This window comes from Nocardia salmonicida NBRC 13393 (genome assembly GCF_001613085.1).
In the GTDB taxonomy this organism is placed as follows: Bacteria; Actinomycetota; Actinomycetes; order Mycobacteriales; family Mycobacteriaceae; genus Nocardia; species Nocardia salmonicida.
In genome coordinates this window covers 135192-161212 of the sequence record NZ_BDBR01000002.1, presented here as the reverse complement: position 1 = coordinate 161212, position 26021 = coordinate 135192, and the positions used below count along the sequence as shown (strand labels likewise).

The 26021-nt window shown below is 65.5% G+C and carries 25 protein-coding genes; 17 read left to right on the top strand and 8 right to left on the bottom strand.

From position 1 onward, the window contains the following. Positions 1–278: 278 nt before the first annotated feature. From NS1_RS01360 to NS1_RS01345, 4 genes are all read left to right on the top strand, one after another. Positions 279–917 (top strand): TetR/AcrR family transcriptional regulator, encoded by a 639-nt coding sequence (locus NS1_RS01360; protein ID WP_062980747.1) that lies wholly within the window; start codon positions 279–281, stop codon positions 915–917. Positions 918–927: 10 nt separating this feature from the next. After that, positions 928–1608 (top strand): enoyl-CoA hydratase/isomerase family protein, encoded by a 681-nt coding sequence (locus NS1_RS01355; protein WP_062980745.1) that lies wholly within the window; start codon positions 928–930, stop codon positions 1606–1608. Beyond that, the gene (locus NS1_RS01350; protein WP_062980743.1) at positions 1605–2045 is read left to right on the top strand and encodes a hypothetical protein; all 441 of its coding nucleotides are present in this window, start codon (positions 1605–1607) and stop codon (positions 2043–2045) included. Before NS1_RS01355 ends, NS1_RS01350 begins: the two co-directional genes overlap by 4 nt. A gap of 178 nt (positions 2046–2223) precedes the next feature. Continuing rightward, a complete protein-coding gene (locus tag NS1_RS01345; RefSeq protein ID WP_062980741.1) occupies positions 2224–2991 on the top strand; it encodes an MspA family porin in 768 nt (255 codons plus the stop codon). 37 nt (positions 2992–3028) lie between these two features. On the opposite strand, the gene NS1_RS01340 is transcribed toward NS1_RS01345, so the two are convergent. The 3 genes from NS1_RS01340 to NS1_RS01330 all read right to left on the bottom strand — a co-directional run bounded on the left by NS1_RS01340 (position 3029) and on the right by NS1_RS01330 (position 7464). After that, a complete protein-coding gene (locus NS1_RS01340; RefSeq protein WP_062981432.1) occupies positions 3029–4198 on the bottom strand; it encodes an alkane 1-monooxygenase in 1170 nt (389 codons plus the stop codon). 25 nt (positions 4199–4223) lie between these two features. After that, entirely contained in the window at positions 4224–5531 is a 1308-nt protein-coding gene (locus NS1_RS01335; protein WP_062980738.1) for a lipase family protein, read from the bottom strand. Between the two features lie 331 nt (positions 5532–5862). Then, positions 5863–7464: an MFS transporter gene (locus tag NS1_RS01330; protein WP_063816041.1), complete on the bottom strand. Its 1602-nt coding sequence runs from the start codon at positions 7462–7464 to the stop codon at positions 5863–5865. A 108-nt stretch (positions 7465–7572) separates the two neighbouring features. On the opposite strand from NS1_RS01330, the gene NS1_RS01325 reads away from it, so the two are divergent. Next, entirely contained in the window at positions 7573–8190 is a 618-nt protein-coding gene (locus tag NS1_RS01325) for a TetR/AcrR family transcriptional regulator (RefSeq protein WP_062980736.1), read from the top strand. A 90-nt stretch (positions 8191–8280) separates the two neighbouring features. Here the strand turns inward: NS1_RS01325 and NS1_RS01320 are convergent, their stop codons facing one another. From NS1_RS01320 to NS1_RS01305, 4 genes are all read right to left on the bottom strand, one after another. Continuing rightward, positions 8281–9876 carry a GMC oxidoreductase gene (locus tag NS1_RS01320; protein WP_062980734.1) on the bottom strand — a complete coding sequence of 532 codons (1596 nt, stop codon included), beginning with the start codon at positions 9874–9876 and terminating at the stop codon, positions 8281–8283. Positions 9877–9912: 36 nt separating this feature from the next. Then, positions 9913–10536: a DUF305 domain-containing protein gene (locus NS1_RS01315; RefSeq protein ID WP_062980732.1), complete on the bottom strand. Its 624-nt coding sequence runs from the start codon at positions 10534–10536 to the stop codon at positions 9913–9915. After that, the gene (locus NS1_RS01310; RefSeq protein ID WP_062980730.1) at positions 10533–12056 is read right to left on the bottom strand and encodes an LVIVD repeat-containing protein; all 1524 of its coding nucleotides are present in this window, start codon (positions 12054–12056) and stop codon (positions 10533–10535) included. The genes NS1_RS01315 and NS1_RS01310 overlap by 4 nt, the downstream gene beginning before the upstream one ends. A gap of 152 nt (positions 12057–12208) precedes the next feature. Next, a complete protein-coding gene (locus NS1_RS01305) occupies positions 12209–12808 on the bottom strand; it encodes a TetR/AcrR family transcriptional regulator (protein ID WP_056809039.1) in 600 nt (199 codons plus the stop codon). Between the two features lie 370 nt (positions 12809–13178). On the opposite strand from NS1_RS01305, the gene NS1_RS01300 reads away from it, so the two are divergent. From NS1_RS01300 to NS1_RS01260, 9 genes are read left to right on the top strand one after another with little or no spacing between them, the layout of a single operon-like run. Continuing rightward, on the top strand, positions 13179–13973 hold the full coding sequence (locus NS1_RS01300) for an SDR family NAD(P)-dependent oxidoreductase (RefSeq protein ID WP_062981430.1): 795 nt from the start codon (positions 13179–13181) through the stop codon (positions 13971–13973). Continuing rightward, positions 13970–14557, top strand: coding sequence for a carboxymuconolactone decarboxylase family protein (locus NS1_RS01295; RefSeq protein ID WP_056809043.1), 588 nt, complete (start codon positions 13970–13972; stop codon positions 14555–14557). Before NS1_RS01300 ends, NS1_RS01295 begins: the two co-directional genes overlap by 4 nt. Then, complete coding sequence (locus NS1_RS01290; protein ID WP_062980728.1) at positions 14554–15861, top strand: aromatic ring-hydroxylating oxygenase subunit alpha; 1308 nt, start codon at positions 14554–14556, stop codon at positions 15859–15861. The genes NS1_RS01295 and NS1_RS01290 overlap by 4 nt, the downstream gene beginning before the upstream one ends. Beyond that, positions 15858–16193 (top strand): hypothetical protein, encoded by a 336-nt coding sequence (locus NS1_RS01285; RefSeq protein ID WP_056809046.1) that lies wholly within the window; start codon positions 15858–15860, stop codon positions 16191–16193. Before NS1_RS01290 ends, NS1_RS01285 begins: the two co-directional genes overlap by 4 nt. A gap of 19 nt (positions 16194–16212) precedes the next feature. After that, positions 16213–17052 carry a TauD/TfdA dioxygenase family protein gene (locus NS1_RS01280; protein ID WP_062980726.1) on the top strand — a complete coding sequence of 280 codons (840 nt, stop codon included), beginning with the start codon at positions 16213–16215 and terminating at the stop codon, positions 17050–17052. Between the two features lie 30 nt (positions 17053–17082). After that, positions 17083–18354, top strand: a complete 1272-nt coding sequence (locus NS1_RS01275) for an aromatic ring-hydroxylating oxygenase subunit alpha (protein ID WP_056809052.1) — start codon at positions 17083–17085, stop codon at positions 18352–18354. Continuing rightward, on the top strand, positions 18351–18686 hold the full coding sequence (locus NS1_RS01270; RefSeq protein WP_062980724.1) for a hypothetical protein: 336 nt from the start codon (positions 18351–18353) through the stop codon (positions 18684–18686). The genes NS1_RS01275 and NS1_RS01270 overlap by 4 nt, the downstream gene beginning before the upstream one ends. Continuing rightward, positions 18683–19927: a metal-dependent hydrolase family protein gene (locus NS1_RS01265; protein WP_062980722.1), complete on the top strand. Its 1245-nt coding sequence runs from the start codon at positions 18683–18685 to the stop codon at positions 19925–19927. The genes NS1_RS01270 and NS1_RS01265 overlap by 4 nt, the downstream gene beginning before the upstream one ends. A 55-nt stretch (positions 19928–19982) precedes the next feature. Next, on the top strand, positions 19983–21500 hold the full coding sequence (locus tag NS1_RS01260) for an aldehyde dehydrogenase (protein ID WP_084503330.1): 1518 nt from the start codon (positions 19983–19985) through the stop codon (positions 21498–21500). Between the two features lie 29 nt (positions 21501–21529). On the opposite strand, the gene NS1_RS01255 is transcribed toward NS1_RS01260, so the two are convergent. Then, the gene (locus tag NS1_RS01255; RefSeq protein ID WP_062980720.1) at positions 21530–22132 is read right to left on the bottom strand and encodes a TetR/AcrR family transcriptional regulator; all 603 of its coding nucleotides are present in this window, start codon (positions 22130–22132) and stop codon (positions 21530–21532) included. A gap of 253 nt (positions 22133–22385) precedes the next feature. Between NS1_RS01255 and NS1_RS01250 the strand changes: the two genes are divergently transcribed. From NS1_RS01250 to NS1_RS01240, 3 genes are read left to right on the top strand one after another with little or no spacing between them, the layout of a single operon-like run. Further along, a complete protein-coding gene (locus tag NS1_RS01250) occupies positions 22386–23510 on the top strand; it encodes a spirocyclase AveC family protein (RefSeq protein ID WP_165610173.1) in 1125 nt (374 codons plus the stop codon). A 1-nt stretch (position 23511) separates the two neighbouring features. After that, positions 23512–24327 (top strand): CbbQ/NirQ/NorQ/GpvN family protein, encoded by an 816-nt coding sequence (locus NS1_RS01245; RefSeq protein WP_062980718.1) that lies wholly within the window; start codon positions 23512–23514, stop codon positions 24325–24327. Continuing rightward, entirely contained in the window at positions 24324–26018 is a 1695-nt protein-coding gene (locus NS1_RS01240) for a nitric oxide reductase activation protein NorD (RefSeq protein ID WP_062980717.1), read from the top strand. The genes NS1_RS01245 and NS1_RS01240 overlap by 4 nt, the downstream gene beginning before the upstream one ends. Positions 26019–26021 lie beyond the last annotated feature (3 nt).

Here is a 26021-nt window from a genome sequence, read left to right as displayed (position 1 = left end):
TACCGTTGCGCCACAGTGTCTTAACTCCGCACCGGGGTACCGACTGCCGGAGCTCAACGGCAAGGGGTACGTGCGATCGCAACCCCGCGAAATGGCCTGGGCCCGCTGGCGAGACCGCCCCCGATATGGCCGACCACCGAACTGTGACGATTCGTCCTCGCCGAAGGACTGCCCACCAGGACTCCACAGACGGGAGCACATGCTCCACAATCAAACAAGAGCGTGTGCTCTAATTAACCGGAGCAGTTTTAGAGCGGACGCTCTGTTATGCTTCGATCATGCCCCGCCCTCGCGTACATGCCCTGGATTCGCTCATGGATGCCGCCGAACAGCTGGCGGTCGACTCCGGACCCGCCGCGGTCACTGTCCGCGCGCTCTCGGAAGTCACCTCGGTGTCCAACGGCGTGATCTATCACGCCTTCGGCTCCCGCGCCGGGCTGATGGGGCGGGTCTGGCTGCGCGCCGCTCAGCGGTTCCTGACCCTGCAACGTGAGGCGGTCGACCGCGCGCCGGCCGTCGGCCGCTCCCACGAAAACGCGATCGAGGCGGTCGTCGCCGCCGCCGATACCCCCGCCGAATTCCTTGTGCAGCAACCGGTCTCAGGACGTTTCCTGCTGACCGTGCCTCGCCGGGAACTCCTCGGTTCCAGCGAGATCCCTGACGACATCGCCGATGAGCTCCGCCGACTCGATCAGACCCTGTCCGAGCTGTTCGTCAATCTGTCGCGCCGCGTGTTCGACCGCGCCGACCGCGAGGCCGTGGCCGTCATCCGCGATTGCGTGGTGGAACTGCCCACCGCGCTGCTGCTGCGAGGCCGCCGAAACCCCGATTTCGCAGTGCGCCAACGCCTCGCGGCCGCGGTCCGCGCGGTCCTTGCCCAACCTCTTTCCACCATCACTCCCACCACAACGAAGTGAAGGAAACATCATGACCGCCAACCTGCACTACCAGGACACGATCGCCGTGCTGACCCTCGGAGTCGACGAGAACCGCTTCTCCCCGGACTGGCTCGACGCCGTCAACGCCCACCTCGACTGCGTCGAGCGCGACGCTCAGGGCTTGGTCACCACCGGCAGCGGGAAGTTCTACTCCAACGGCCTGGATCTGGACTGGCTCATGGCCAACGGCCATCGCGCCGACTGGTACGTCGGGCGCGTCCAGGAACTGTTCGCCCGCATCCTGACCTTTCCGCTGCCCACCATCGCCGCGGTCAACGGCCATACCTTCGGTGCGGGCGCGATGCTGGCCCTGGCCCACGACTATCGCGTGATGCGGGAAGACCGCGGCTACTACTGCTTCCCCGAGGTCGACATCAACATTCCCTTCACCCCCGGCATGGCCGACCTCATCCAGGCCAAGCTCAGCTCCCAAGCCGCGGTGACCGCCATGACCACCGGGCACCGTTTCAGCGGACCGGAGGCGTTGGCCGTCGGTCTCGTCGACGCCACCGCCCCCGAAACCGAGGTCCTCACCACCGCCGTCGACCGGATCACCCCCGTCCTCGGCAAGAATCCGGCAACGCTGGCCGCCATCAAAACCACCATGTACAGCGCCGTCACCGCGACCCTGCGCCCACATCAGAGGATCGGCGATAGCCTCGGGGTATGACTGACAACGATCAGCCTGCACTGAGGCATCGGCGACCCGTCGGCGTCGACTCCCCGACAGTGGCAGCGGTCGGCAAACTGTCGGAGGCGTTGGAGACGACCGAACGGGCTCGCGGACACCTCTACAGCTTCCACCAACTCACCGGCGGTGCCGATCTCGCTCTCGGTGAGGCCGTGGACATGCTGCGCGAGGCCGGCCACCATCAGCTCGCCGAGAAGCTGGCCGCCGAGCTCGTCGGCCGCAACGTGCTGCCCGGCCGGTGGACTTTCCAGATCGTGGAGGAATACGACGAGGGCTACTACGCGCGGTTCCGGCAGATCGAGCGTGAGATCCGCGACGAACTCGTCGACGGCCGCACCCACCTGTACGAGGCCGAGATGAAAGAAGCCCGCCGCTCCCATGGTCGTCCTGGGCACGAGGCCGGACCGGACAGCTAGTCCGGACCCTGCTGCCCGGACGACCGCCCGCGGGCGGATTCTGACAGCGACAGCGACGTCGATCGACCGAACCGGTGTGGGTGCCGGATGAACGAGGGAACAAGAAGCTGCATCGGTCGGGACACGCGCCCGCGCGACGAAGGGGAAATGGCCGTCGGTGTCGCTAGTGTCCGGGGTCATGTTGCGAATCATCCGGAGAGTGAGCTGTGCCGCCTCAGCGCTGGCCATACTGTCGCAGCCGACCGCACATGCCGATAGCGTCAATCTGCCACCGCACGAGAAGACTTTCGAGTCGGCTATAGGCAGTTTCACCGTCGGCACACATGACGAGGTCATCTATCGAATCGCGCCGTTGAACAGCTCCCCCATCAGCCGTGAAGCGTTGGTCTCCACTGTCGCCTACGGACGGCTCGACGGGCAGGCAGAGGGCGTGCTCAAGACCGGATACTCGGTCGGCTGTGCGGCCAGGCTCGATACTGCGGTCCCTGGCGTCGATCCCACCACGGAATTCGGGCTCGAGGGACCGCAGCAGAACTACGCGACGGAGCAGGCGCAGCGGCAGGCGACAGAGCAGGCGCAGTCGCGGTCTGTCGAGCGGTCGAGTTCCGGCGAGTCGGTGGAGATCGAGACGCAGGAGTCCGGGCAATCACAGGAGTTCGAATCGGGACAGGTGCAGGAGTTCAACGGCATCACCCCCTCCATCGCGGTGGACCCGGGTCTGTTCCTGGAATTGCAGCTACAACCCGGCGACATCACCAACTTCGATATCGGTGACGGCAAGCCGCTCATCCCGGGCAAGACCGTGCAGATCGTGGCCCGCGACTTCCACATCAAAGTCGACAACTGCGTAGGCCCGGCCACCATCCGCCAATACACCTACGTGCAAACCAGAACACCCGAAGTCGACGACAGCGGAGCGGTGTTCGGCGAGCCCACCAGTCTGTAGTGAATCCCGCACCGCGCGGCGACAGCCTTCCTCGCGATCACTTCGACCCGCGCCTCACACGCTGAGTGCGGCCGGGCATCGTATTGGCTCGGGTGAGGTCGCCGTCGTAATGCGCCAGGACCCGGTGATCCATAGTGCGCCGCCACAGTGCGGGCACCGACGCCATAACGATCATGGTGGCATAGCCCGCGGGCAGCTGCGGGGCCTCGGGCGCGGTGCGCAGGGTTTGATATCGGCGGCCGGGATTGGCGTGATGATCGCTGTGCCGCTGTAGGTGAAACAGGAAGATGTTGGTGACAAGGCGGTCGGAGTTCCAGCTGTCGGCCGGCGAGCAGCGCGCCCAGCGACCGTTCGGCAATCGACGTCGGAGCAGGCCGTAGTGCTCGACGTAGTTCACCGTCTCGAGCAGCCACACGCCCATCACCGCCTGAATGGCGAGATACGGCACCACACTCGGCCCGAACGTCGCGACGAGCCCGCCGAACAGCACCAGCGTCATCGCCCACGCCTGCAGAATATTGTTGCGCGGGCCCCACCACGAGCGTTGCTGGCGGCGCAGCCGCTCCCGCTCCAGTTCGAGCGCTGACCGAAAGCCCCCGATCACGCTACGGGGCAGGAATTCCCACAACGACTCACCGAACCGCGCGCTGGCCGGGTCCTGCGGCGTGGCAACCCGAGCATGATGGCCCCGATTGTGCTCGACGTAGAAATGCCCGTACCCGGATTGCGCCAGCGCGGCCTTCCCCAGCCACCGCTCGAGCCGCTCGACCCGGTGACCGAGTTCGTGTGCGGCGTTGATACCGATTCCCGCCAAGAAGCCGACGGTCACCGCCAGTCCCAGCTTATCGACGAATCGAAGTTCCGGACCGGCCCACAGGTGGCAAGCGATCGCCAGAGCAGCGACCTGAATCGGCAGGAACAGGTAGGTACACCACCGGTAGAAGCGGTTGGCACCGAGTTCTTCGTAGTCCTCGTCGCTGGGATTGTGGCCGTCTTCACCGACAAGTCGATCCAGCACCGGAATCACGAACAGCACGATAATCGGTTCGATCCACCAGAAGATCGACAGACCGGTACGCATCACCAACTGTGAGGGCAGCAGCGCGCACACCGGCGCCAGCAATCCGAATGCCCAGAGGAATCGTTTCGGATCTGCCGCCGGCATCAAGTACCGCCCGAGCAGGTGCCGCGGTCCCGGCACCCGCATCGACATCCTCATCGAAATGTTGGAGTCAAGGCAGCCTCGGGCAGTTGGTCGGTGCGGGATGACCCGCGAGCCGATCGATCATCCATCGCTGCGACCCTTCCAGCGCCGGGAAGAACGACACCACGTGGTCGGGTGCGGTGCCTGCGATCGCGGGCATTTGGAGGTCGGCGTCGAGTTCGACGGTCGCACCAGCTGCGCACCACTGCTCCACCGTCGAACGGACTGTGCCGTACGGCGGTACGTCATCGTTGCGGCTCGACGCTACGAGCACCGGCACCGCCGGAGCCTGATTCCCGAGCTGCTGCTCGGCGACCGCTCGCGACACCGCGGGCAAACGCTCGATGACCGCGCGCAGCGGTTCACCACTGGTTGTCCACTGCGCGGTGCTCGGGAAGCGCTGCGCGATTCCGCTGAGCACAGCGCATTTGCCCTGCTCCTCCGCCAGGATCGCCTTGCCGGTGTCGTTGAGTTCGGCGTCCAGTTCCGGACGGGCATCGGGATAATCGGCGGCGATACCGTTCAACAGCCAGGCGTAGGCGGGCGCCAAATTGGACTTGCCGTCGCTGTGCGCGATGAAGGCCATGAGATCGACCACCGGGGCACCCGCATACGCGCCGCGCACGTTCAATTCGGGAGCGTACGACGGCTGCAATTCGGCGGCAGCGCCCGTGGCCGAACCGCCCTGGGAATACCCGTACAGCATGACCGGAGCACCGGCACCGATGCCGTTGCCGGGCAGCGCCAATGCCGCCCGCGCGGCGTCGAGCACGGCATACCCTTGCGACTTCCGGTTGAGGAAATCGTGCACGGCTGGCGTGCCGAGACCTTGGTAGTCGGTCATCACGACCGCCATCCCGCGAGCCAGCAGCGCGTACAACGCCAGCACATCGAACTCGACCATCACATCCATCGGCGGCTGGACATCGACGAGCTTCGCGAGCAATTTCGACGGAGCACACTGATCGCCCTGCCCCTTCGAACCACCCGCGAAAGCGACCAAGGGTCGCTCACCCGGCCCGGTCCATGGCGCTGCGGGTTCCAGATACGTCCCGACCACAGCGGTCGGCTCGTCATGGGTGTCGTTGCTGCGATACATGATTCGCGTCGCCGATGCGGGAATCATCTCCGGCTGACCCGGAACAGACAGGGCCAGATGCGCGGGCTCCGTCCGGATGATCGCCCCCGCCGCCACATCGGGCAGTGGCATCGGCGTGCTGTAGAAGTCGCCGACGGCCACCTCAGCGGTCGGCAACGACGATGCCACCGGCGCCGATACCAGCCCCGCGCCGACCGCGACGACCGCTCCTGTCAGAACTGCGGACCACTTGCACATTCGCCTCCCCAAGATTGCACCCCTCAGTGATGTACAGCACTCGAATACCTGAACGGGATAGACCGTACACACAAGGTTCGGCGGAGGATGCCTTCGGCAGAAAATACGGGATAATCAGGCGTTTTATCCCAAATATCCCAGTTCTCCAGTCATACATCGAAGTACCCGAGATCTGCGATAGGCGCGCTCGAGATCTGTTTTTATATAGCCTTAGGCTATGAATTAATCACCGGCGACACCCGTTTTTCGATAGAAGCGTGCCCCACGTCGACAGGCGGCCTTCGACGAACGACAACACTGGTTCTCCACCGAGGACCGGACAGGACGCGCCTCAACTCCTGTCGGAACTCGAAGACCCACTGTTCGCCCGGGACTCGATGATGACCTCTCGGTGCGAATCGTCAGGGCCTGTGGCGACGGGCGCGGCGGCGCGGCGTCGGCCCGGTGTCCAGACGGCGATGAGAACGGCCGCGCCGATGGTCAGAAAGCCCAGCACTGTGGCGGATTGGTGCATGCCGTGGATGAACGCGGACTTCGCGAAATCGACAAGGGGCTGCGCCGGTGGACCCGCACGCTCGGCTACCTGGAGCGCCGCCGCGAGGGAGTCGCCGACGGGTTCGCGCGCGGCCTCGGGGAGGTTGGGCAGTGCGGGGGCGATGCGCTGGCCGTAACCCGCCGCGAGCACACTGCCCGCTATCGCGATACCGATCGCTGCGCCGACTTCGCGGGCCGCGTCGTTGACCGCCGCGGCGACACCGTGCTTCTCCACCGGGGTGCCGTCGACGATCGCGGCTGTGGCGGGCGCGGTACACAACCCGATCCCCGCGCTCATCAGCAACAGCGGGCCGAGTAGAGCCAGGTAGGAGGTCTGGGCGTCGACTTGCGCGATCATGAGCAGACCGCCCCCGATTGCCAACAACCCCGCGAAAGTGGGGATTCGCAATCCGATCCGCTCCGCCAGCCGGGGTGCGAACGCGGAGATCACCACCATCGGAATACCCATCGGGGCAAGTGCCAGTGCCGAGACCAGCGGCCGGTAGCCCATGATGAGCTGAAGATGCTGCACGATCAGCATGAACAGGCCGAAGGTCACCAGGAACTGCACTGTCACTATCGCAGTGCCACTACCGAAGCCTCGGTCGGCGAAGAGCCGGATGTCGATCAACGGATGAGCGACCCGCTTCTCGATGACGACGAAAGCCAGGGCGAGGGTCAGCCCGATCACGGTCGCGGCGATCACCATCGGATCGAGCCAGCCACGCGCGGGCACTTCGATCGCCGCGACCACGATCGCGCCGATTGCCAGGGCGCTGGTGACCGCGCCGAGCGGGTCCATCGCGGGCCTGGATGTGTCCACCGATTCGGGCACGGTGAAGGCTGCCACCGTGAGCACCGCGCCGGCAACGGCCATCCCGACGAAAATAGAGACCCAGGACCAACTTTCGATCAGGATACCCGAGCCGAGGATACCGAGAATCGCGCCGACTCCCGAGACGCCGGCCCACAGTCCGATCGCGCTGCCTCGCCGTTCCACCGGGAATCCCGCGGTCAACATCGACAGCGTGGACGGCATGACCAGCGCGGCGCCGACTCCCGTGAGGGCTCGCGCGGCAATCAGCCAGATCGGGGTGTCGAGGATCAGCGGCGCCGCCGAGGCGAGCGAGAAGATGAACAGTCCTACGATGAGGACCACCCGCCTCCCGTACCTGTCGCCCATCGCACCCGCAGGCAGGACGAGGCAGGCCAGCGCGAGGGTGTATCCGTCGACGATCCAGGTGAGTTCGGCCTGACTGGCACCCGTGGCGGCCGCGATCTCCGGCAATGCCGTGTACAGCGCCGCCATCGAGGAGGTGACGAGAACGACCGCCAGACAGGACAGTGTCAGTAGCCAGCGCTGGGCCGCGGACAATCGCACACTTCCGGTGGAATCCATCGGGCCTCCGATACTATTAGTATTGCTACGCTACAACTTGTAGCACAACCACACTGCCGGAGGCAGGCCGATGAGGTTATCTGCCTGGACGGAGGAATACTGGGCTACATGAGCGGATCCGACGACGTCGAAGTCGACCCACGCAAGGCTCGCTCGCGCGCCCGCCTGCTCGATGCCGCTGCCGACCTGTTGCAGGCCGGTGGAGTGGAGGCGGTGACCATCGAGGGCGTCACCAAGTTGTCGAAGGTCGCCAGAACCACCCTGTACCGGCATTTCGACAATGCGATGCAACTGCGGGCGGCCACCATCGAACGTTTGCTTCCACCGGCGCTGGAGACTCCGCCGGAAGGCCCGCTGCGGGATCGGCTCATCACTTTGCTGGAACGGCAGGCCGACGCGATTCGTGATGCGCCACTACAGGTGTCGACATTGGCGTGGCTGGCGACCGGGGCGGACCGCAACACCGACAATCCGGCCATCACCTCGCTCAGCCAGCGCATCATCGACCAGTACCGGGTGCCGTTCGACCAGGTGCTCGATACCCCCGATGCCCGTCGGCAACTGGGCGAATTCGACACCTACTTCGTTCTGTCGCAATTGGTCGGTCCGCTCGTTTTCGCGAAGCTCATCGGCTTGCGCCCCTCGACTCACCAGGATTGCGCCCGCATCGTCGACGACTTCCTGGCGGCACGTGCCGCGACTGCGCCGATGGAACGTCAGGCGTAGCACCGCGGTATCCGCGCCGAGCGGGCCGTTCGTCCCCGTACAGGTCGACGACGATCGGCCCGCCGGCGCTTATCCGCGTCGGCGCCTCGCTCAGATCACCACACCGACATCAGTGCGCACCAGGACGTCCAATGCGCGTTCGGCGATCGCGGCGATGGTCATGGACGGGTTGCACGCGGCGGTGTTGCCGGGCATGAGAGCTCCGTCGAGCACGTAGAGCCCCCGCTGGCCGAGCACCCGGCCGTCCAGATCGCACACACTGTCCATGTTCGCGCCGCCGAGCGGATGCCAGGTCGACGGGAAGATCGCGTTGGTGTCGATCAGTTGCGCGTCCGGTCCCGCGATTCGGCGAACGGCGGGGTCGATATGGCCGTCCTGGATCGCCCGATCGCCGTCGGACGGCCATCGCAGTGTCGCGGCGTCGGAACCCGCGTCGTAGACGAATTCACCGCGTCCCTCGCTCACGCCGTAGCCGACCAACATGGTGCTGCCCGCGTCCAGCGACAGCGGTGGGAGAGAAGCCTGGATGACGGTGAACGCCGACCGCGGATCGTCCCAGTTCTTGCTGCCGTAGACCACCGGACCACCTTGCGGGGAGCCGAAATTCGCGCCCGGATCACGCCAGACGTAGATGCGGTCGGCATTGGTGCCCCAGCCCTTGCCCAGTGCGTCGGGGAGGTCCGGGATCGCACCCGTGGCCCCGGCCCGCACGAGCAGGCGCGTGGTGTTGAGGCTGCCCGCGGACAGTACGAGCGTGCCTGTCGTGATGACCTTGTTCTCCTGGACGACGCCGTTGGTGTCGACCCGGTCGACGCGCACCACCCAGCGGCCATCGGAAGCACGTTCGATATCGGTGACCTCGTGCAGGGTCTGCACGTCCACTTTTCCGGTCGCCTCGGCGGCGGCGACATAGGTGACATCGACGGTGTGCTTGCCGCCGTTGTTCACGCCCATCGCACCGTCACCGTTGGTGTAGGACGGTTTCATCTCCCCACGCAGCTCAGCCAGCGCGTAGTCCCAGTCGATCGGCATCGGGATCTTCGACAGCGGCATTCCGGCGCCGCGGACTCGCTCGGCGAAAACCCGTGCGGCGGCATAGGGCCCACTGTTGACCAGTTCGTCCGGCGCGGTGGCCAAGCCGAGCATGCGCGCGACGCGAGGGTAGAACACCTCGTCCATCCGCTTCCAGTCCAGCCCGGCGGGAAAGTGGGTTTCGAATACCTCGCGGGTCGGCTGCAGCGACATGCCCTGGTAGACCAGCGATCCGCCGCCGAGTCCGGCGGCGCACAGTGCCGTCATGCCGGCACCCGGCACCGCTTCGACCAGGCCGGTATAGGGCTCGAACAGCAGTGGCGTACCGAACAGCGTCGGGCTCGAACGATGCCAGAGCAACCGTTTGTCGGGCTGGGTGGCCCGGGGGAAGGTCTCCGCGTTCGGCCCGGTGACCCAGCGCTTTCCGCGCTCGAGCAGCAGCACCGGCACCCCGGCTTGGGCCAGCCGTAGCGCGGTGACACCGCCGCCGAATCCGGAGCCGATCACCACCACCCGACGCTCCTCCTCGGTCAGCGGGACACCCCCGGTGCGGGCGGCGATCGGGTTCTGCGCAGCGGCGCCACGGGCCGAAGCGAGCAGCAACCCCGCAGCGGCGGCACCGCCCAGTAGCGAACGGCGTGTCATCGTAGACATAGCAATACCTTCATCGTGTGTTGTCCGGGGCACGGGTCAGTTCCCGCGCCGGTCCAGCAGTAGGGACATCAGTCCGATCTCCTGCCCCTGGGTGCGCACCATCTCGCGGGCCGAGCGTTCGACCTCACCGCCGGTGAGCAGGGCGTCCGCAGCGGTCGCCATGTCGATGCCGCCGGCGTGATGGCGCCGCATCAGGCGCAGGAAAGTGATCTCGGCCTGGCCACCGCGCGCGGCGGCCAACTCGTCCAGCTCGGTGGCCGAGGCCGTCCCCGGCATCGATCGGGCCGAGTGATCAGCCGAATGTCGGTGTCCGTCTTCGGAATCCGACATCCATGCCATCGGGCGCTCGTTGACGACGGGCGCGCCCGCCAAGCGGAGCCAGCCGAGCAACATGCCCAGTTCGGTGCGCTGACTGTCGGCGATCTGCCGGGCCAGGCCGATGACGAACGGATCAGCGTCGGCGTGGAGCCGCTGAGCGAGCAGCAGAGCTTGCCCATGGTGGGCCACCATGTCCTGAACAAAACCGATTTCGGTCTCGCTCAGAACCCTCGGGGCGGTGGTGTCAGCGGGCAATACAGGCCGCAGGGCCGCGCCCATCGCGAGCAGCAGCAGTGCCAGCCCACCCAACGCGGCGAAGCGGAAGCCGCTGCGCCAGCTCATGATCCGGTGGTCGAGTTCTGGTCGAGCGGCGGGGTGTAGACCTGCGGTGACAGCTCGAGCGCCAGGAACCCGTTGTCGGCGCAAGTAGTCCAGAGCTGATTTCCGCGCCACTCCGGAGGCGAAAAACACCAGTCGGTCGACAGGTCCCCGAAGGCCACCGTGCCGGTCCGTGGGCTCAGCGCCTGCTCCGGATCGAATTCGCCCCGCAAGATCGCCTGCGCGACCGAGGGCGCCGACAGCAGCGGCAGGCCGATGATCGAGGCGAGCGCGTGCGGCGAGTTCGACAGTGCGGCATTTTCCCCGGTGCGGGCGGGTGGGTTGAAATAGCCGATCTCGGTGACCTTTCCGGGATCGCGCACGTCGAAGACGCGGATTCCCGACGAGGTCCAGCCGCAGGCCAAGGCCGTGGGATCGGCGGGCCGGTCGGCGGCGCAGTAGTGCGCGTCGTAGGAGAACAGCGACCCACCCGCCGCCGACGCGAGCATGGCGTCCTGGTGCTCGGGCAGGTTGATCTCGAGCTTGATCGAGCCGGTGATCCGCGGCTGACGATCGTCGGAGACGTCGATGAGTTTCACACCACCGGACCCGGCTTCGTCGACGGCGAACACATGGGGCACTCCCCCGTAGGTCACCGGGACGGTGTGCTGTGTCGCCCAACCATCCGACCACGTCATATCGGCGAGCTCGGGCACCTGCGGTGCGGGATCGCGCCGCTGGACCGCGCTGATGTCGAGGATCTTCATCCCGCCCATGTTGTTCGCCAGATAGAGACGGTTGCCGTCCGGCGAGACGCCGATCCCGTGCATGGAAAGGCCGGGCAGCCCTTGCCACACGACCCGCGGGTTCGCCGGGTCGGTCAGGTCGACCGCGCTGAGCAGGCCGGGCGCGGTACCCGAGCTCCAGTAGGTGCGGCCGTCCGGAGAGAAGCCGCCCTCGTGGGCGGTGATCGGCAGCGGCAGGGACAGATCGGTCCCGGTGCCCGGGTTGAGCAGGCGCGGATGCGCGCAGTCGCTGATGTCGTAGACCGAGAGCAAGCCCGCCCCGACCAGGGCGGGCACGCCCGCGCCGACCAACAGCTTGCGGGTCTTGTTGACCTTCAGACTCTCCCAGGTTCCCGCCAGCATCGCGGGTTCGGTCAGTGTGGCGGTGCGCACGGGTGCGGCCGGATCGCGCACGTCGAGGACGTGCACGCCGGCGTCCGGACTCCCCAGATCACCGGAGAAGAACGTGCCGACGTAGGCGCAGTGTTCGAAGGTCACCGAGGTGATGCCACCGCCCCGGCCGCCCGCGGCACCGAGTAAGCGCATGTTGCAACGGAATCCGTCCCGAGAACGACCGCTGTCACGGTCGGCGGCGGGGACGTCGCCCTGTAAACCGGATTCGGGCGCCGAACCGGGCAGACAGTCGGCGCGGGTCGCGGGCGGCGCGGAATGCGCGCTCACCGCGCCCAGCGACACCAGCAGCGCGGCAGCCAGTATCAGTCCGGCGCGTCGATGCGCACGGGCAGAAAAAGTGATCATAGGTGCAGTTGTCGCCCCGACGAGAGGGCGCCTTTCTCGAGTAGTAACCGTGTTACTGGTCGCAGACGGTACCACCCGAGGAGGGCTCGGACCCGGAATCGGACGAATCAGTGAAGAGCGCCCGAAGCCGCCGCTCACCCCCGGCGGCTGGGCTACCGCACCCGGCCCCGACGCTCCCCTTCGAGCTCACGCAGGAACGACTCGATGAGGTCGATGACGTCGGCGTGGCCGGTGTCGACGTCGAAGGCCTCCTCCATCCGAAGAAAGCGGGAGATGCTCGACATCAGCAGCACGAGGGCGCCGGGCGTGTAACGGACCGCACTCGCGCCGTAGTCGGCGAGGATCTTTGCCACCGCGTCGAGTTGGAGCGAGCGGAATCGCCGGGAGGATTCGGCGATCTCGGCCTGAATCGCTTTCCTGTGGTTTGCCAGGGCCACGAATTCCATGGTCAGAGCGGTGTGCGACTGGTCATGAATGGAGTCCCACAGCGCCCACAGCGGCTGCGCTGATTCCAGTGCGCGTAGCTGACGTTCGTAGCTGCGGTCGGCCCCCCGCCGGAACAGCTCGACGAACAGGTTGTCCATGTTGTCGAAGTAGTAGTAGACGAGGGCGGGGTTCACCCCGGCTCTGGTTCCGAGTCGGCGTGAGCTGACGGCGGCGTAGCCCTCCTCCAGCATGATGTGCTCGGCCGCGTCCAGCAGTGCGGAGCGGGAGGTGGAGTTCTCGGCGTCAGAGCTGCGCTCGGGCTTCACATGGGGACCTGTCTGTCGTGCGAGAGGCGCTCGGCCTGCCGCGTGGATCGCGATTCATGATCGGACGGCGCCCAGCGGTGTTGGGGTTCACCAGTTTACGGCCGCGTGGGCCGTGATCGTCAGCAAGGCCGGTTCGCGATTCCGACTCTTGACAGTCGTGAGCGCCGTCACGTATATCTTAATCACTCGCTCAAATTGAGCACTCGATTAAATAAGGAACATACCTCGTCGGTCGTTGCGGCAGCCCACCGACGGCCGGCCCATCGCGACCACCCATTCCACGGAGGAAGTGCCTCCCCCGCGCCGACGACGGCGCCATCGCGCCCTGGCGGCGATCGCCCACCTTGCCGACGAGCAGAGGAACACGGATATGAGCAGCACAGCCACTACGGTTTCGGAGCCGGTACGCGGCCGGTCGACACAAGCCAGAGTTGCGGTGGTGACCGGCGGAGCGTCCGGTATGGGCGAGTCGATCTGCATGGGGCTCGCCGATTCAGGACATCGAGTCGCGGTTCTCGATATCGACGGCGCGGCCGCGCAGCGCGTCGCCGAGCAGTTGCGTGCCACCGGTGCGACGGCAATGGCCTGCGCGGTCGACGTCACCGATCGCGACGCGGTCCGCGAGGCGATCGGCAAGGTTCGCGTCGAGTTCGGCGCGATCGAAATCCTTGTCACCAGTGCGGGTTCCGTCGATTTCGCGCCGTTCACCGAGATCACACCGCAGGCGTGGAATCGCATCGTCGACGTGAACCTGAACGGGGTATTCCATTGCGCCCAAGCCGTGGTCGCGGACATGGTCGCGGCCGGCTGGGGTCGCATCGTAACGATCTCGTCGTCGAGCGCGCAGCGCGGCTCGCCGGGCATGGTGCACTACACCGCGTCCAAAGGCGCCGTTCTCTCGATGACCAAGGCCTTGGCGCGCGAATACGCCGCCGCGGGAATCACGGTCAATACGATTCCGCCTTCCGGCATCGATACGCCCATGTCGCGCCAGTCGCAGGCCGCCGGGCATCTGCCCGACAGCGCCCGGATGGCCGAGGCGATCCCAGTCGGTCACCTGGGAACCGGCGAGGACATCGCCGCGGCGTGCGTGTTCCTGTGCTCGGAGCAGGCCGGCTACATCACCGGGCAGGTCCTCGGAGTGAACGGCGGGTCGGTGATATGACACATTCCACCGTTCCTCGACTGGCGCCGCTGCCGGTACGGGAGTGGGACGAGAACACGCGAGCCGTGTTCCGCGGACACGTCAAATCGGCCGACCGGTACCTCTCCGGAGCACCCGACGCCCCAGCCATGCCGGGCATTCTCGGGGTGCTGGCCCATCACACCGAACTGGCGGGAGCGTGGCTGGCCTACAACGGCCTGCTGATCGAGCGCCCCACGGTCGACCCGCGAGACCGCGAACTGGTGATCCTGCGGGTCGCGTGGCGCAGCCGGTCGGATTACGAATGGACACAGCATGTTCGGATCGCCACGGCCCTCGGCCTCACCGAGGAGCAGATCGTCGGGGTGCGCTCCGGACCGCGGGCGCCGGTGTGGTCGCCGGTGCAGCGCTCGCTGCTGGCGATGACCGACCAACTACTCGATCAGCATCGCGTCGACGACGCCACCTGGGCACAGCTCGAACTCCATTTCGACAATCGGCAACTGATCGAGCTGTTGTTCGTCGCCGGCTCGTATCTGTGCCTGGCGATGGTGTTGAACAGTGTTGCCCTGCAACCGGACCCGGAACGGGAGGAACGATCATGAGCAAAGTCGTAGACGAACCGGCTACGCCCCATCAATGGCCGAGACCCATCGAAGGCAGTTGGACCCAGCACTACCCCGAGCTGGGTACATCGATGATGTCGTTCGAGGATTCGGTGTCGCCGGAGTTCTTCGAACTCGAGCGCGAGGCCATCTTCAAGCGCGCCTGGCTCAATGTGGGTCGGGTCGAGCAAGTGCCGAAGACCGGTAGCTACTTCACCAAGGAACTCGATGTCGCGCGCACGTCGATCGTCGTGGTGCGCGATCGTGACGGTGCCATCAACGCGTTCCATAATGTGTGTCGCCATCGCGGCAACAAACTCGTCTGGAACGAGTTTCCCCGGGAGGAGACCGCGGGGACATGCCGCCAGTTCACCTGTAAGTACCACGGCTGGCGCTACGGACTCGACGGCTCCCTGAGCTTCGTGCAGCAAGAGGGCGAGTTCTTCGACCTCGACAAAGCGGAGCTCGGTCTGGCTCCGGTGCACTGCGACGTGTGGGCCGGATTCATCTTCGTCAATCTCGATGCCACGCCGCGGCAGACGTTGCGCGAATTCCTGGGCCCGATGATCACCGATCTGGATGGCTACCCGTTCGACAAGATGACCGAATGGTACGAATTCAAGGCTGACAACCAGAGCAACTGGAAGTTGTTCGCCGACGCGTTCCAGGAGTATTACCACGTCCCCGGCCTGCATTCGCAGCAGGTCCCCAGCGCCGTGCGCACCCCCGGGAAAGGTTTCGAGTGTGCGCATTTCCAGGTCGGCGGCCCACATCGGATGGTCTCCACCGGTGGTGCGCGACGTTGGACGATGCCGGCGGAGTTCATGTATCCGATCGAACGGATCACCCGCAGCGGCCTGGTCGGCCCGTGGGAGTCGCCGGATCTGGGCGAGCCGCCCAAGGGCTTGAATCCTGGTCGGGTCGAGCCGTGGGGTATCGACAACTTCCAGATCTTTCCCAACATCGAGATCCTCATCTATCGCGGCTGGTATCTGCTCTACCGCTATTGGCCGACCTCCTACAACTCCCACCGGTTCGAGGGAATGCTGTGCTTCCAGCCGGCGCGTACGGCCCGTGAGCGAGTCGAACACGAGGTCGCCTCGGTGGTGTTCAAAGAGTTCGCCCTTCAGGACGCCGGCATGCTCACCGGCACACAGACCGCGCTGGAATCGGCATATCGCACGGCGGGCATGACTCATTTCCCGGTCAATGATCAGGAAATCCTCGTGCGTCATTTCCACAAGGTCGTCGCCGACTGGGTCGATGAGTACCGCCACGATCTCACCGGAGCCGGTGAGCGATGACATCGACAATGCTGCCGCCTGCCTTCGCCGACCTCGAACGGTTCGCCGTCACGTGGTGTCTGAAGACCGAATCCGAACGCTACGCCCGCCGCCTTGCCAGTCCCATGCAAGAGCTGATCGGCTTCTATGACGCGTGCTTTCCGCGTGTCGAGGACGCTATCGCCTACTGCGACAAATTCCCCCTCGAGGAATTACCCGAGGACGCCATACACCTGCTTCATCTGGTGTATTCGCTGGTCATGGTCGCGATGGCAGTCGAGATCTTCCAACAACCCAAGCCCGTCGACAGCGCCGACGCAGAACTCGCACGCGTCACAGGGCCCTGGCCGTAGGACACGAAGGAACTCCATTATGACGATTACCATCGAGAAACTCGGGCACGCTGTCGGAGCAGAGGTCATCGGCGTACGCCGCGAGCAGTTGCTCGACGATGACCGCGTCGCCGAGACCGTGATGACAGCCCTCGAGGAGAACGGGGTGCTGGTCTTTCGTGATCTGCATCTCGACCCGGAAACCCAGGTAGCGTTCTGCCGCACGCTCGGGCAGGTGGATACCTCACCCGGACATCATCCGGTGGAGGGCATCTATCGGGTCAGCCTCGACGCCGCCAAGAACTCGTCGGCGAGCTACCTGCGCGCGACCTTCGACTGGCACATCGACGGCTGCACGCCCGAAGACGACGCCTATCCACAGATGGCGACCGTGCTCACGGCCAAGGCCGTCGCCGCCAGCGGCGGTGAGACCGAATTCGCCAGCACCTACAAGGCTTTCGACGACTTGACCGCCGCGGAACGAACATCTCTGCGGTCCCTGCGTGTGGTGCATTCACTCGAAGCGTCGCAGCGTGGCGTGACAGCGGACCCGACACCGGACCAACTGGTGGCGTGGCGCAGACGTCCGACCAAAGAGCACCCACTGATCTGGACCCACAAATCCGGACGGCGATCGCTGGTCCTCGGTGCCTCGACCGACCACGTCGTCGGGATGCCCGCCGACGAGAGCCGGGCACTGCTCGACGGACTACTGGGCCGCTGCACCGCTCCCGACCGCGTCTACCGGCACACCTGGGCTGTCGGCGACACCGTGATCTGGGACAACCGTGGGGTCATCCATCGCGCCGCGCCGTACCCGGCAGGTTCTCCGCGAGAGATGTTGCGCACCACGGTGCTCGGTGAAGAACCGATCGAATAGCCCACCGATACAGCCTTTCAGGAGTACATCATGGCTCGTTGGCCCAAACCCGCAGAGGGTAGCTGGACTCAGCACTACCCAGAACTCGGGACCGACCCGATGTCCTACGAGGACTCGATCTCCCCGGAGTTCTTCGAACTCGAGCGCGACGCGATCTTCAAACGCGCCTGGCTCAATGTCGGTCGCATCGAACAACTGCCGCGCACCGGCAGCTATTTCACCAGGGAGATCCACGCCGCGCATTCCTCGATCATCCTGGTGCGCGATCGCGACGGCAGCGTCAACGCCTTCCACAACATCTGTCGGCATCGGGGAAACAAGCTGGTGTGGAACGAGTTTCCCCGCGAGGAAACCGCCGGTACGTGTCGCCAGTTCACCTGCAAGTACCACGGCTGGCGCTACGGACTCGACGGCTCGCTGAGTTTCGTGCAGCAGGAAGGCGAGTTCTTCGACCTGGACAAGGACAACCTCGGGCTCGCGCGCGTGCACTGTGAGGTCTGGTCGGGATTCATCTTCGTCAATCTGGCCGCGCAACCGCGTCAGACACTGCGAGAGTTCCTCGGCCCGATGGTGACCGGTCTCGAGGGATACCCGTTCGACCAACTGACAGAACGTTATTCCTACCGGGCCGAGGTCGGCGCCAATTGGAAGCTCTACCTGGACGCTTTCCAGGAGTTCTACCACGCACCGATCCTGCACGGAAAGCAGACGCCGGACAATTTCTCCGTCGCCGCGCAGCAGGCCGGATTCGAAGCACCGCACTACCAGCTCGACGGACCGCATCGGCTGGTCAGCACCTCCGGTGTGGTGACCTGGGAACTCGACGCCGCGATGCGTAAACCGATGGAAGACATCACCCGCAGTGGCTTGTTCGGTCCGTGGGATGTCCCGGATCTCGGTCCGATGCCGGCCGGGCTCAACCCCGCGGGCTGCGAACCCTGGGGGCTGGATTCGTTCCAGCTGTGGCCGAATTTCACCATTCTCATCTGGTCCGGGGGTTGGTATCTCACCTACCAGTACTGGCCGACCTCGCACAATACGCACATCTTCGAGGGCAACCTGTACTTCACGCCCGCCCGCACCCCGCGCGACCGCGTCGCCCACGAAATGGCCGCGGTCACCTTCAAAGAGTATGGGCTGCAGGATTCTTCGACGCTGGAGGCTACCCAGCTCATGCTCGAATCCCGCGCGGTCACCACATTCCAGCTCAACGACCAGGAAATCCTGCTTCGGCACCTGCACAAGGTCGCGGCGGACTGGGTCGGCGACTATCAGCGCGAGGGCACGGAGGCCAAGCGATGAGCACACCTCTACTGCCGGTCGAATTCGCCGACCTCGAGCAGTTCGCCTCTGTGTGGTGTCTGCCCTCCGAAACCGAACGCAACGACCAGCGCCTGAATTCCACGATGGTCGACATGCAGCGGTTCTACGACGTGATCGCGGCGCGGGCCGAAGACGCGCTCACCTACTGCGACAAGTTTTCGATCGACGATATGCCCGAGGACGCGAAGAACCTGATGTACCTGCTGTATTCGATGATTCAGGTGTCCTTCCCCGTCGAAGTGTGGCGACAGCCGCGCATACCCGACACCGGGGCCGCGTCGTTGACCTGTGTCATCGAGCCGAGCCTATGAGCGGGCAGGTCGTCGTGCTGCGTGCCGCGGCGTGGGTCGAGGTCGAGACCGGGCAGCGGCACACGCCGGCGGTGATCGTCGTGGACGGCAACCGAATCACCGCGATCAATCCGGTCGAGGTACCCGCGGACGCGCAGGTCATCGATCTGGGTGAGCTCACGCTGCTGCCCGGATTGATGGATATGGAGGTCAACCTGCTCATCGGCGGGCCCGACACTCCCTCGGGGTTGCCGAACCCGATGCACGGTGTGCAAGACGACCCGGTGTATCGAACATTGCGCGCCTCGGTGAACGCCCGCGTCACCCTGCACGCCGGTTTCACCACGGTCCGCAATCTCGGTCTGATGGTGAAGACCGGGGGCTATCTGCTCGACGTGGATCTGCACCGCGCGATCGAACAGGGCTGGCTCGAAGGCCCGCGCATCGTCTCGGCCGGACACGCCATCACGCCGACCGGCGGCCACCTCGATCCCACGATGTTTCAGCGGCTCGCCCCGCACATCATGCCGATCACGGTGGAGGAAGGCCGCGCCAACGGCGTGCCGCAGGTCCGCGAATCTGTGCGTTACCAGATCAAATACGGTGCCGAGGTCATCAAGATCTCGGCATCGGGCGGGGTTATGTCACACGGCACCGTCGCCGGAGCCCAGCAGTATTCCGACGAGGAGCTGGCCGCGATCGTCGACGAAGCGCACCGCGCCGGTGTGCGCGTCGCCGCGCACGCCCACGGTGACGCCGGAATCCGCGCCTGCCTGCGGGCCGGGGTCGACTGCATCGAACACGGTTCCCTCGCCGAGGACGACACCATCGCGCTGATGGTGGAGCAGGGCACATATCTGGTACCGACGAGTTATCTGTCGGAGGGCCTCGATGTCTCCAAAGCCGCTCCCGCACTGCAGAAGAAGGCCGCCGAGGTCTTTCCACGGGCGCGCGAGACGCTGCGCAAGGCGATCCGTGCCGGGGTCAAGATCGCCTGCGGCACCGATGCACCCGCGGTCCCGCACGGCAGCAATGCCAAAGAACTGTGGGCACTCGTCGACCGCGGCATGACACCTGCGCAGGCGCTGCGCGCGGCCACGATCACCAGCGCCGAACTGATCGGCGTCGACGACCGTGGGCGGCTGGCACCTGGATTGCTGGCCGACATCATCGCCGTCTCCGGCGACCCCACCGTCGACATCACCACTCTCGACGATGTGCGGTTCGTGATGAAGGACGGCCGCGTCCACAAGAAACCGTGACCAGCGAAAACCGTTCGCCCGCACTTCGAATGCGCGCATCAGATCCGAGGTAGCAATGTCGCCACGTCATCAGCTCTATATCGGTGGGCAATGGGTCGACCCCGCCGCCGGCGAGACGATCGAGGTGATCTCGCCGCACACCGAGCAGGTCATCGCGCGGGTCGCCGACCCGACGACCGCGGATGTCGATCGTGCGGTCGCGGCTGCGCGCGAGGCGTTCGACACGGGGCCGTGGCCTCGTATGGACCCACAGGCGCGCGTGGCGATCGTCCGCGAGTTGGCGCGGTGCTACCGCGCACGTGAAGACGAACTCGCACAACTGATCACCACCGAAATGGGTGCGCCGATCACCTTCTCGCGCTCGGCGCACGCCAAGCTGCCCGGCATCATGATCAGCGCCTTCGCCGACATCGCCGCCGGTTACCGCTGGCAGGAGACCAGAGCGGGGTTCCTCGGCCGTGACGTGGTCGTCGGCCACGAACCCGTCGGGGTCGTGGCCGCGATCATTCCTTGGAACATGCCCATGTTCCTGCTCGTGGGAAAGTTGATTCCGGCGCTGCTCGCCGGATGCACGGTGGTGCTCAAGCCGTCTCCGGAGACAGCGCTGGACGCGCACCATATGGCCGAGCTCCTCGACCAGGTCGGGTTGCCCCCCGGGGTGGTCAGCATCCTGCCCGCGGGGCGCGAAGTCGGCCGGTACCTGGTCTCGCACCCGGGCGTGGACAAGGTCTCGTTCACCGGATCCACCGGGGCGGGTAGGCAGGTCGCCGAAGTATGCGGTGCGGCACTGCGCAGGGTCAGCCTCGAACTCGGCGGCAAATCCGCCGCGGTGGTGCTCGACGACGCCGATCCCGACGCCGTGGCCACCGGCATGATGGTGGCCGGGCTGATGAACAGCGGACAGGCCTGCGTCGCCCAGACCCGCGTGCTGGTCCCCCAGCGCCGCCGGGACGAATTCGTCGACGCGCTGGCGAGTGTGATCGAAAACCTCACGGTCGGAGACCCGTTCGATCCAGCGACCCGAATCGGTCCGATGGTCTCGCACCGCCAACAGCAGCGGGTTCTGGAGTACATCGACCTGGGGCAGCGCGAAGGAGCCCGTCTGATCGTCGGCGGCACCGACCTCCCCGAGGGCGTCGAGCACGGCTGGTACGTCCGGCCCACCCTGTTCGCCGACGTGGACAACTCGATGCGGATCGCGCAGGAGGAGATCTTCGGTCCCGTTCTGAGCGTGATCGCCTACACCGATGACGAACACGCGGTCCACCTCGCCAACGACAGCGAGTACGGGCTGTCGGGTTCGGTGTGGTCATCCGACATCGAGCGCGCCACGGCGATCGCCCGCCGAGTACGCGCGGGCACCCTCGGCATCAACGAGCCCTACAGCATGGATCCGGTGGCGCCGTTCGGCGGAGTCAAGAACAGCGGCATCGGCCGCGAATTCGGAACCGAGGGTCTCGAAGGCTACCTCGACACGGTGTCGCTCTCGATTCGCTCGTCGACGAATGCCACAGTGCCGCACATCGATTCCGCCCGCGCTGCCGCCCCGCCGAGCGGAATCCGCAGCTCGTGAGTGATCGGGGCGGAGGCAGGGATGCGCGGTCAGGGCAGCTTGATAGCCGACATGTACATCTCGAGAATCGGCCCGTAGAGGTCGACGCTGTCGAGTTCGGTGCCGAGTACGACGGAGGGCGTCGTGTGGATGAGCACCCTCGCCATCGTCATCGGCGGGATCAGCGAGGTCGCGCCCAGTCGGTCGAGATTCTCGATGATGAACTGCCCCAGAGCTTCCACGGTCTCTTCCCGCCGGACGGCCACCCGTGCCCGAACCTCGGGGTTGCGCAGCAGATACAGGGTGAATTCCATACCGAGGGCGGCATGGTCGGTACCGCGGTCGGCGCCCAGCCGGCGCCACAGCTCACCGACGCGGTCCAACTCTTCGGTTCCCACACTCGAGGCGGCCGCCAGCACCTCGGTGAAGGTATCGAAGTAGCGCTGCATGTATCGATCGTTCACCCCGAGGAACAGTTCCTCCTTGGTGGCGAAGTGCTTGTAGATCGCGCCTTTGGTGTACCCGGCGGCGTGGGCGATGTCATCGAGTGTTGCCGCCGCGAAACCCTTTTCGGCAAATACTTCTTCGGCGGCCTCCAGGAGCAGCCCCCTGGTGTGCTCGAGTCTCCGCTCTCGGGTCCAACGCTCAGCCATATCAGCGATTATGCCACGAATCTTAGAAACCCCCTAGTATCTCAGATTCTCAGTGGTATATTTCGAGTCGTACGGATACTTCAGGAGAGTGACCGATGACTCCCTCATCGACTTCCACGGCCATCGCCGATTCCATTCCGAATTTCGAGCGTATCGACGCGCGTCGGACCCCGACCATTCACCGAGGAGGTGCGCTGTGAGCGGACCCTCGGAGCCGAAAAAGGGCACCACCGTCACCGAGCCGCTCGGCAACGTGGCCACCCTCGGCGCGAAAGTTCAATCGACCAGCAATGCGGTCAAGATCTGGGCCACCCTCGGCGGGTTGATCCTCGCCCTGCAGATATATGTGTGGCTGCGCTGGATCACCGGCCCCAATTTCGAACGCGTGCCCACAGGACCGAGCGATCCGCCGACTTTCATGAAGGTGATTCTCACCGTCTGGACCGCGGTGATTCTTCTCGGTCTGCCGATCGGCATGTATTTCTTCATTATCCGGCCGTGGCTACGGGAGCGGCGAATAACCCTCGACGGCATGCTGTTCGTGGCCTGCGGCCTGATGTTCTTCCAGGATCCACTGCTGAACTACTTCAATACGTGGAGTACGTACAACACCTGGATGTTCAACAGGGGCTCGTGGGTGCAGGATGTGCCGGGCTGGCAATCCTATGGCGAACCAGGCGCCATGATGGCCGAACCGATCCTGATGAACGCACCGGGCTACTCCTACGGCGTCCTGCTGTGCACGATTCTCGGATGCTGGGTGATGCGAAAGACTAAGCAGCGGTTCCCGAATATCAGCACTATGGGATTGATCGGCGTGCTGCTCGTCTGGACATTCTTCTTCGATCTCGTCATCGAAGGTTTATTCCTGATGCCGATGGGTCTTTTCACCTACCCCGGCGCACTCCAGGCATGGTCGATCAACGCCGGCACCTATTATCAGTGGCCGCTGTATGAAGGGCTCATGTGGGGCGGAGTTCAGGCCGGCCTCTGCTCGCTGCGCTATTTCACCGACGACCGTGGCCGAACCATCGTCGAGCGTGGCCTGGATCAGATCCACGGCGGATTCGTCAGGCAACAGTTCACGCGCTTTCTCGCGATCTTCGCGGCCGTCAGCACATTCTTCTTCGTGGGCTACAACCTTCCCGCGCAATTCTTCGCCCTGCACACCGATCCGTGGCCCGAGGACATCCAGAAGCGCTCGTACTTCAACATGGGTATCTGCGGCGAAGGAACCGACCGGCTCTGCCCCCATCCTGATCTGCCGGTTCCCTTCCGGCACAGCGGCTACATAGATCCGACCGGCAAACTCGTCCTGCCCGACGGTGCCGAGCTGCCGAAGATCATTCCCTTCGCCGACACCGACAAAGGAAACTGACATGACCAGTCGATCCAGCGCTGTACTCGACGTTCCACGGGCACCGTTCTACCGCGCGGTCGGTGACGAAGTAGCGGTGTTTCGCGCGGCGGCCGTCGGCGGGCTCCCGCTTCTCCTCAAGGGCCCCACGGGCTGCGGTAAGACCCGCTTCGTGGAAACCATGGCCGCGGAGCTCGGCCGGGACCTGATCACCGTCGCCGGCCACGAGGACATGACCTCGGCGGACCTGGTGGGCCGTTTCCTGCTCAAGGGCGGCGAAACGGTCTGGGTGGACGGTCCGTTGACGCGCGCCGTGCGGTCGGGCGCCATCTTCTATCTGGACGAAGTCGTGGAGGCGCGCCAGGACACCACCGTGGTGATCCATCCGCTCGCCGATCACCGCCGCGAACTTCCGGTCGACCGGCTCGGGGTGACATTGCCCGCTGCACCCGGGTTCCAGCTGGTGATCTCCTACAACCCTGGTTACCAGAGCGTTCTGAAGAATCTGAAGGAGTCGACTCGGCAGCGATTCGTCGCTATCGAACTCGGCTTCCCGCCCCCCGAGATCGAGCGCGAGGTGATCGCCCACGAAGCCGGGGTCGACGAGGAGACCGCGCGGGCACTGGTCGCGGTCGGCAGCGCCATCCGCAACCTGGACAACTCGCCGCTGCGCGAGGTGTCCTCCACGCGAATGCTGATCCTCGCCGGTGGCCTCGTCGCGGGCGGGCTGGACCTACGCACCGCCGTGCAATCGGCGGTGGTGCAGGCGCTGTCCGATGACGCGGATATCGTTGCCGCCCTCGGCGAACTCGTCGACGCTGTGCTGCCGCGGCCATGATCGACAAGGATCCGAGCGGGCCGGAGCGATACCGGCTCCTCGCCACTTACCTCGCCGGCAGGTCTGTGGGTATCGCAGAGCTGCCGGCGGGCGGGACGCCGTATACGAACGGGCAGATCGTGTTCGTTTCGGACGACGGTACCGGCACCGAGCAGCGTCGCGAAGTACTCGTGCAGAGCGCGCTGCTCGGTGCCGGGAGCCTGGATCCGGCACTGGTGAGGTCACTGCGGGGGCGTCCATCGACAGCGCGGCGCTACCTGGCCCTAGAAGGCCGTCGGGTGCTCGCAGAACTGGCTGGGCGGCTTCCACTCGCCGCCGGACTCGATCTCGAGGGAGAACCGAGTACAGCGAGCGCCGCGGAATCACTCGCGGCGGCCAAGGGAAAGCGGAAAGTCGACGAGCCACCGGAGTGGTTCGGCACCATCAAACCCTCCCAGTTGGTGGCGTCGGATCCTGGCCCGGGCGGGCGGGCGAGCGACGGAGAGCTGCGCCTGGAATTCGATCTCAGCGAGATACCCGAGGCCGACGACGAGGTCGAGGACAACGTCGAGAAGTCCGAGGAGAGCAAGATTCTCAAACTCTTCGAGAATCCACTCTTCAGCGGCAAGTCGGTGATGGATTTCTTCCGCAAGACGATGGGCAACTCACGGTCCGACGGAGACGGGCCCGCCGGCGCCGAAGCGCCGGTCAGTGCGGTGCGCCGGGCGCGGATGGTCGGACCGAATGCCCGGCCGCTGCCCACCCGGATCAAGTTCACCGATGCCGACAAGCCCGGCGCCGCCGCCGGAATCGGCGGCGCCCTCTATCCCGAGTGGGACGTATTCAACGACCGCTACAAACCGGATTGGTGCCGAGTCGTCGATTTCCCGCTGACGGTCCCCACGGATATCTCGGCCGCACGTGTGCCCGAAGACGATGTGCTCCGACGGCGGCTGGCTCGGGTGGGCCTTGGCCCGAAGGTGCTGCGCGGGCGCCCCGATGGTGACGAACTCGATATCGAGGCGCTCATCGATCTGTTCGTCGATCTGCGTTCGGGATACTCGCGCCCGGAGAACGTGTACCTCGAACACCGCAAGCTCGAGCGCAATCTCGGCGTGATGATCCTGCTGGATGCGTCCGGATCGGCCACCGATGCCGATCTGGAGGGCCTGTCCGTGCACGACCATCAGCGGCGGGCGGCCGCGACCATGGCCGTCACGCTCGAAGAGCTCGGGGACCGTGTCGCGGTGTACGCCTTCCGCTCCGAGGGCCGCCACGCGGTGTACCTGCCCGCGATCAAAACCTTCGATCAGCGGTTCGGCGCCGTCGGACGAGCCAGACTCAATCAGCTTCAGCCCTCGAACTACACCCGGCTGGGCGCAGGCATCCGCGGCGCGGGCGAGATTCTCAAAAACCGAGCGGGTACGCAGAATCGGCTGTTGGTCGTGCTGTCGGACGGCTGTCCCTACGACGACGGCTACGAGGGTCGCTACGCCGAAGCGGATGCCGCGAAGGCACTCGAGGAACTGCGCGCCGAGGGCGTGGCCTGCCTGTGCCTGTCCATCGGCTCCACCACGCCCGCCGACGCCCTCGCACGCGTCTTCGGCTCCGCGGGCCATGCCAACGCCGCGACCCTGAGCGAACTGAGCCCGCACATGGACGAACTGTTCCTGTCCTCTCTTCGCGAACTCGCCGCGCCCACACCGCGCTAGCGA

What these genes read in the sequence shown, in the direction of transcription:
- NS1_RS01360 (WP_062980747.1), top strand. Translation starts at nt 279, where the DNA reads ATGCCCCGCCCTCGCGTACATGCCCTGGATTCGCTCATGGATGCCGCC.
- NS1_RS01355 (WP_062980745.1), top strand. Translation starts at nt 928, where the DNA reads ATGACCGCCAACCTGCACTACCAGGACACGATCGCCGTGCTGACCCTC.
- NS1_RS01350 (WP_062980743.1), top strand. Translation starts at nt 1,605, where the DNA reads ATGACTGACAACGATCAGCCTGCACTGAGGCATCGGCGACCCGTCGGC.
- NS1_RS01345 (WP_062980741.1), top strand. Translation starts at nt 2,224, where the DNA reads ATGTTGCGAATCATCCGGAGAGTGAGCTGTGCCGCCTCAGCGCTGGCC.
- NS1_RS01340 (WP_062981432.1), bottom strand. Translation starts at nt 4,198, where the DNA reads ATGCGGGTGCCGGGACCGCGGCACCTGCTCGGGCGGTACTTGATGCCG.
- NS1_RS01335 (WP_062980738.1), bottom strand. Translation starts at nt 5,531, where the DNA reads ATGTGCAAGTGGTCCGCAGTTCTGACAGGAGCGGTCGTCGCGGTCGGC.
- NS1_RS01330 (WP_063816041.1), bottom strand. Translation starts at nt 7,464, where the DNA reads ATGGATTCCACCGGAAGTGTGCGATTGTCCGCGGCCCAGCGCTGGCTA.
- NS1_RS01325 (WP_062980736.1), top strand. Translation starts at nt 7,573, where the DNA reads ATGAGCGGATCCGACGACGTCGAAGTCGACCCACGCAAGGCTCGCTCG.
- NS1_RS01320 (WP_062980734.1), bottom strand. Translation starts at nt 9,876, where the DNA reads ATGTCTACGATGACACGCCGTTCGCTACTGGGCGGTGCCGCCGCTGCG.
- NS1_RS01315 (WP_062980732.1), bottom strand. Translation starts at nt 10,536, where the DNA reads ATGAGCTGGCGCAGCGGCTTCCGCTTCGCCGCGTTGGGTGGGCTGGCA.
- NS1_RS01310 (WP_062980730.1), bottom strand. Translation starts at nt 12,056, where the DNA reads ATGATCACTTTTTCTGCCCGTGCGCATCGACGCGCCGGACTGATACTG.
- NS1_RS01300 (WP_062981430.1), top strand. Translation starts at nt 13,179, where the DNA reads ATGAGCAGCACAGCCACTACGGTTTCGGAGCCGGTACGCGGCCGGTCG.
- NS1_RS01295 (WP_056809043.1), top strand. Translation starts at nt 13,970, where the DNA reads ATGACACATTCCACCGTTCCTCGACTGGCGCCGCTGCCGGTACGGGAG.
- NS1_RS01290 (WP_062980728.1), top strand. Translation starts at nt 14,554, where the DNA reads ATGAGCAAAGTCGTAGACGAACCGGCTACGCCCCATCAATGGCCGAGA.
- NS1_RS01285 (WP_056809046.1), top strand. Translation starts at nt 15,858, where the DNA reads ATGACATCGACAATGCTGCCGCCTGCCTTCGCCGACCTCGAACGGTTC.
- NS1_RS01280 (WP_062980726.1), top strand. Translation starts at nt 16,213, where the DNA reads ATGACGATTACCATCGAGAAACTCGGGCACGCTGTCGGAGCAGAGGTC.
- NS1_RS01275 (WP_056809052.1), top strand. Translation starts at nt 17,083, where the DNA reads ATGGCTCGTTGGCCCAAACCCGCAGAGGGTAGCTGGACTCAGCACTAC.
- NS1_RS01270 (WP_062980724.1), top strand. Translation starts at nt 18,351, where the DNA reads ATGAGCACACCTCTACTGCCGGTCGAATTCGCCGACCTCGAGCAGTTC.
- NS1_RS01265 (WP_062980722.1), top strand. Translation starts at nt 18,683, where the DNA reads ATGAGCGGGCAGGTCGTCGTGCTGCGTGCCGCGGCGTGGGTCGAGGTC.
- NS1_RS01260 (WP_084503330.1), top strand. Translation starts at nt 19,983, where the DNA reads ATGTCGCCACGTCATCAGCTCTATATCGGTGGGCAATGGGTCGACCCC.
- NS1_RS01255 (WP_062980720.1), bottom strand. Translation starts at nt 22,132, where the DNA reads ATGGCTGAGCGTTGGACCCGAGAGCGGAGACTCGAGCACACCAGGGGG.
- NS1_RS01245 (WP_062980718.1), top strand. Translation starts at nt 23,512, where the DNA reads ATGACCAGTCGATCCAGCGCTGTACTCGACGTTCCACGGGCACCGTTC.
- NS1_RS01240 (WP_062980717.1), top strand. Translation starts at nt 24,324, where the DNA reads ATGATCGACAAGGATCCGAGCGGGCCGGAGCGATACCGGCTCCTCGCC.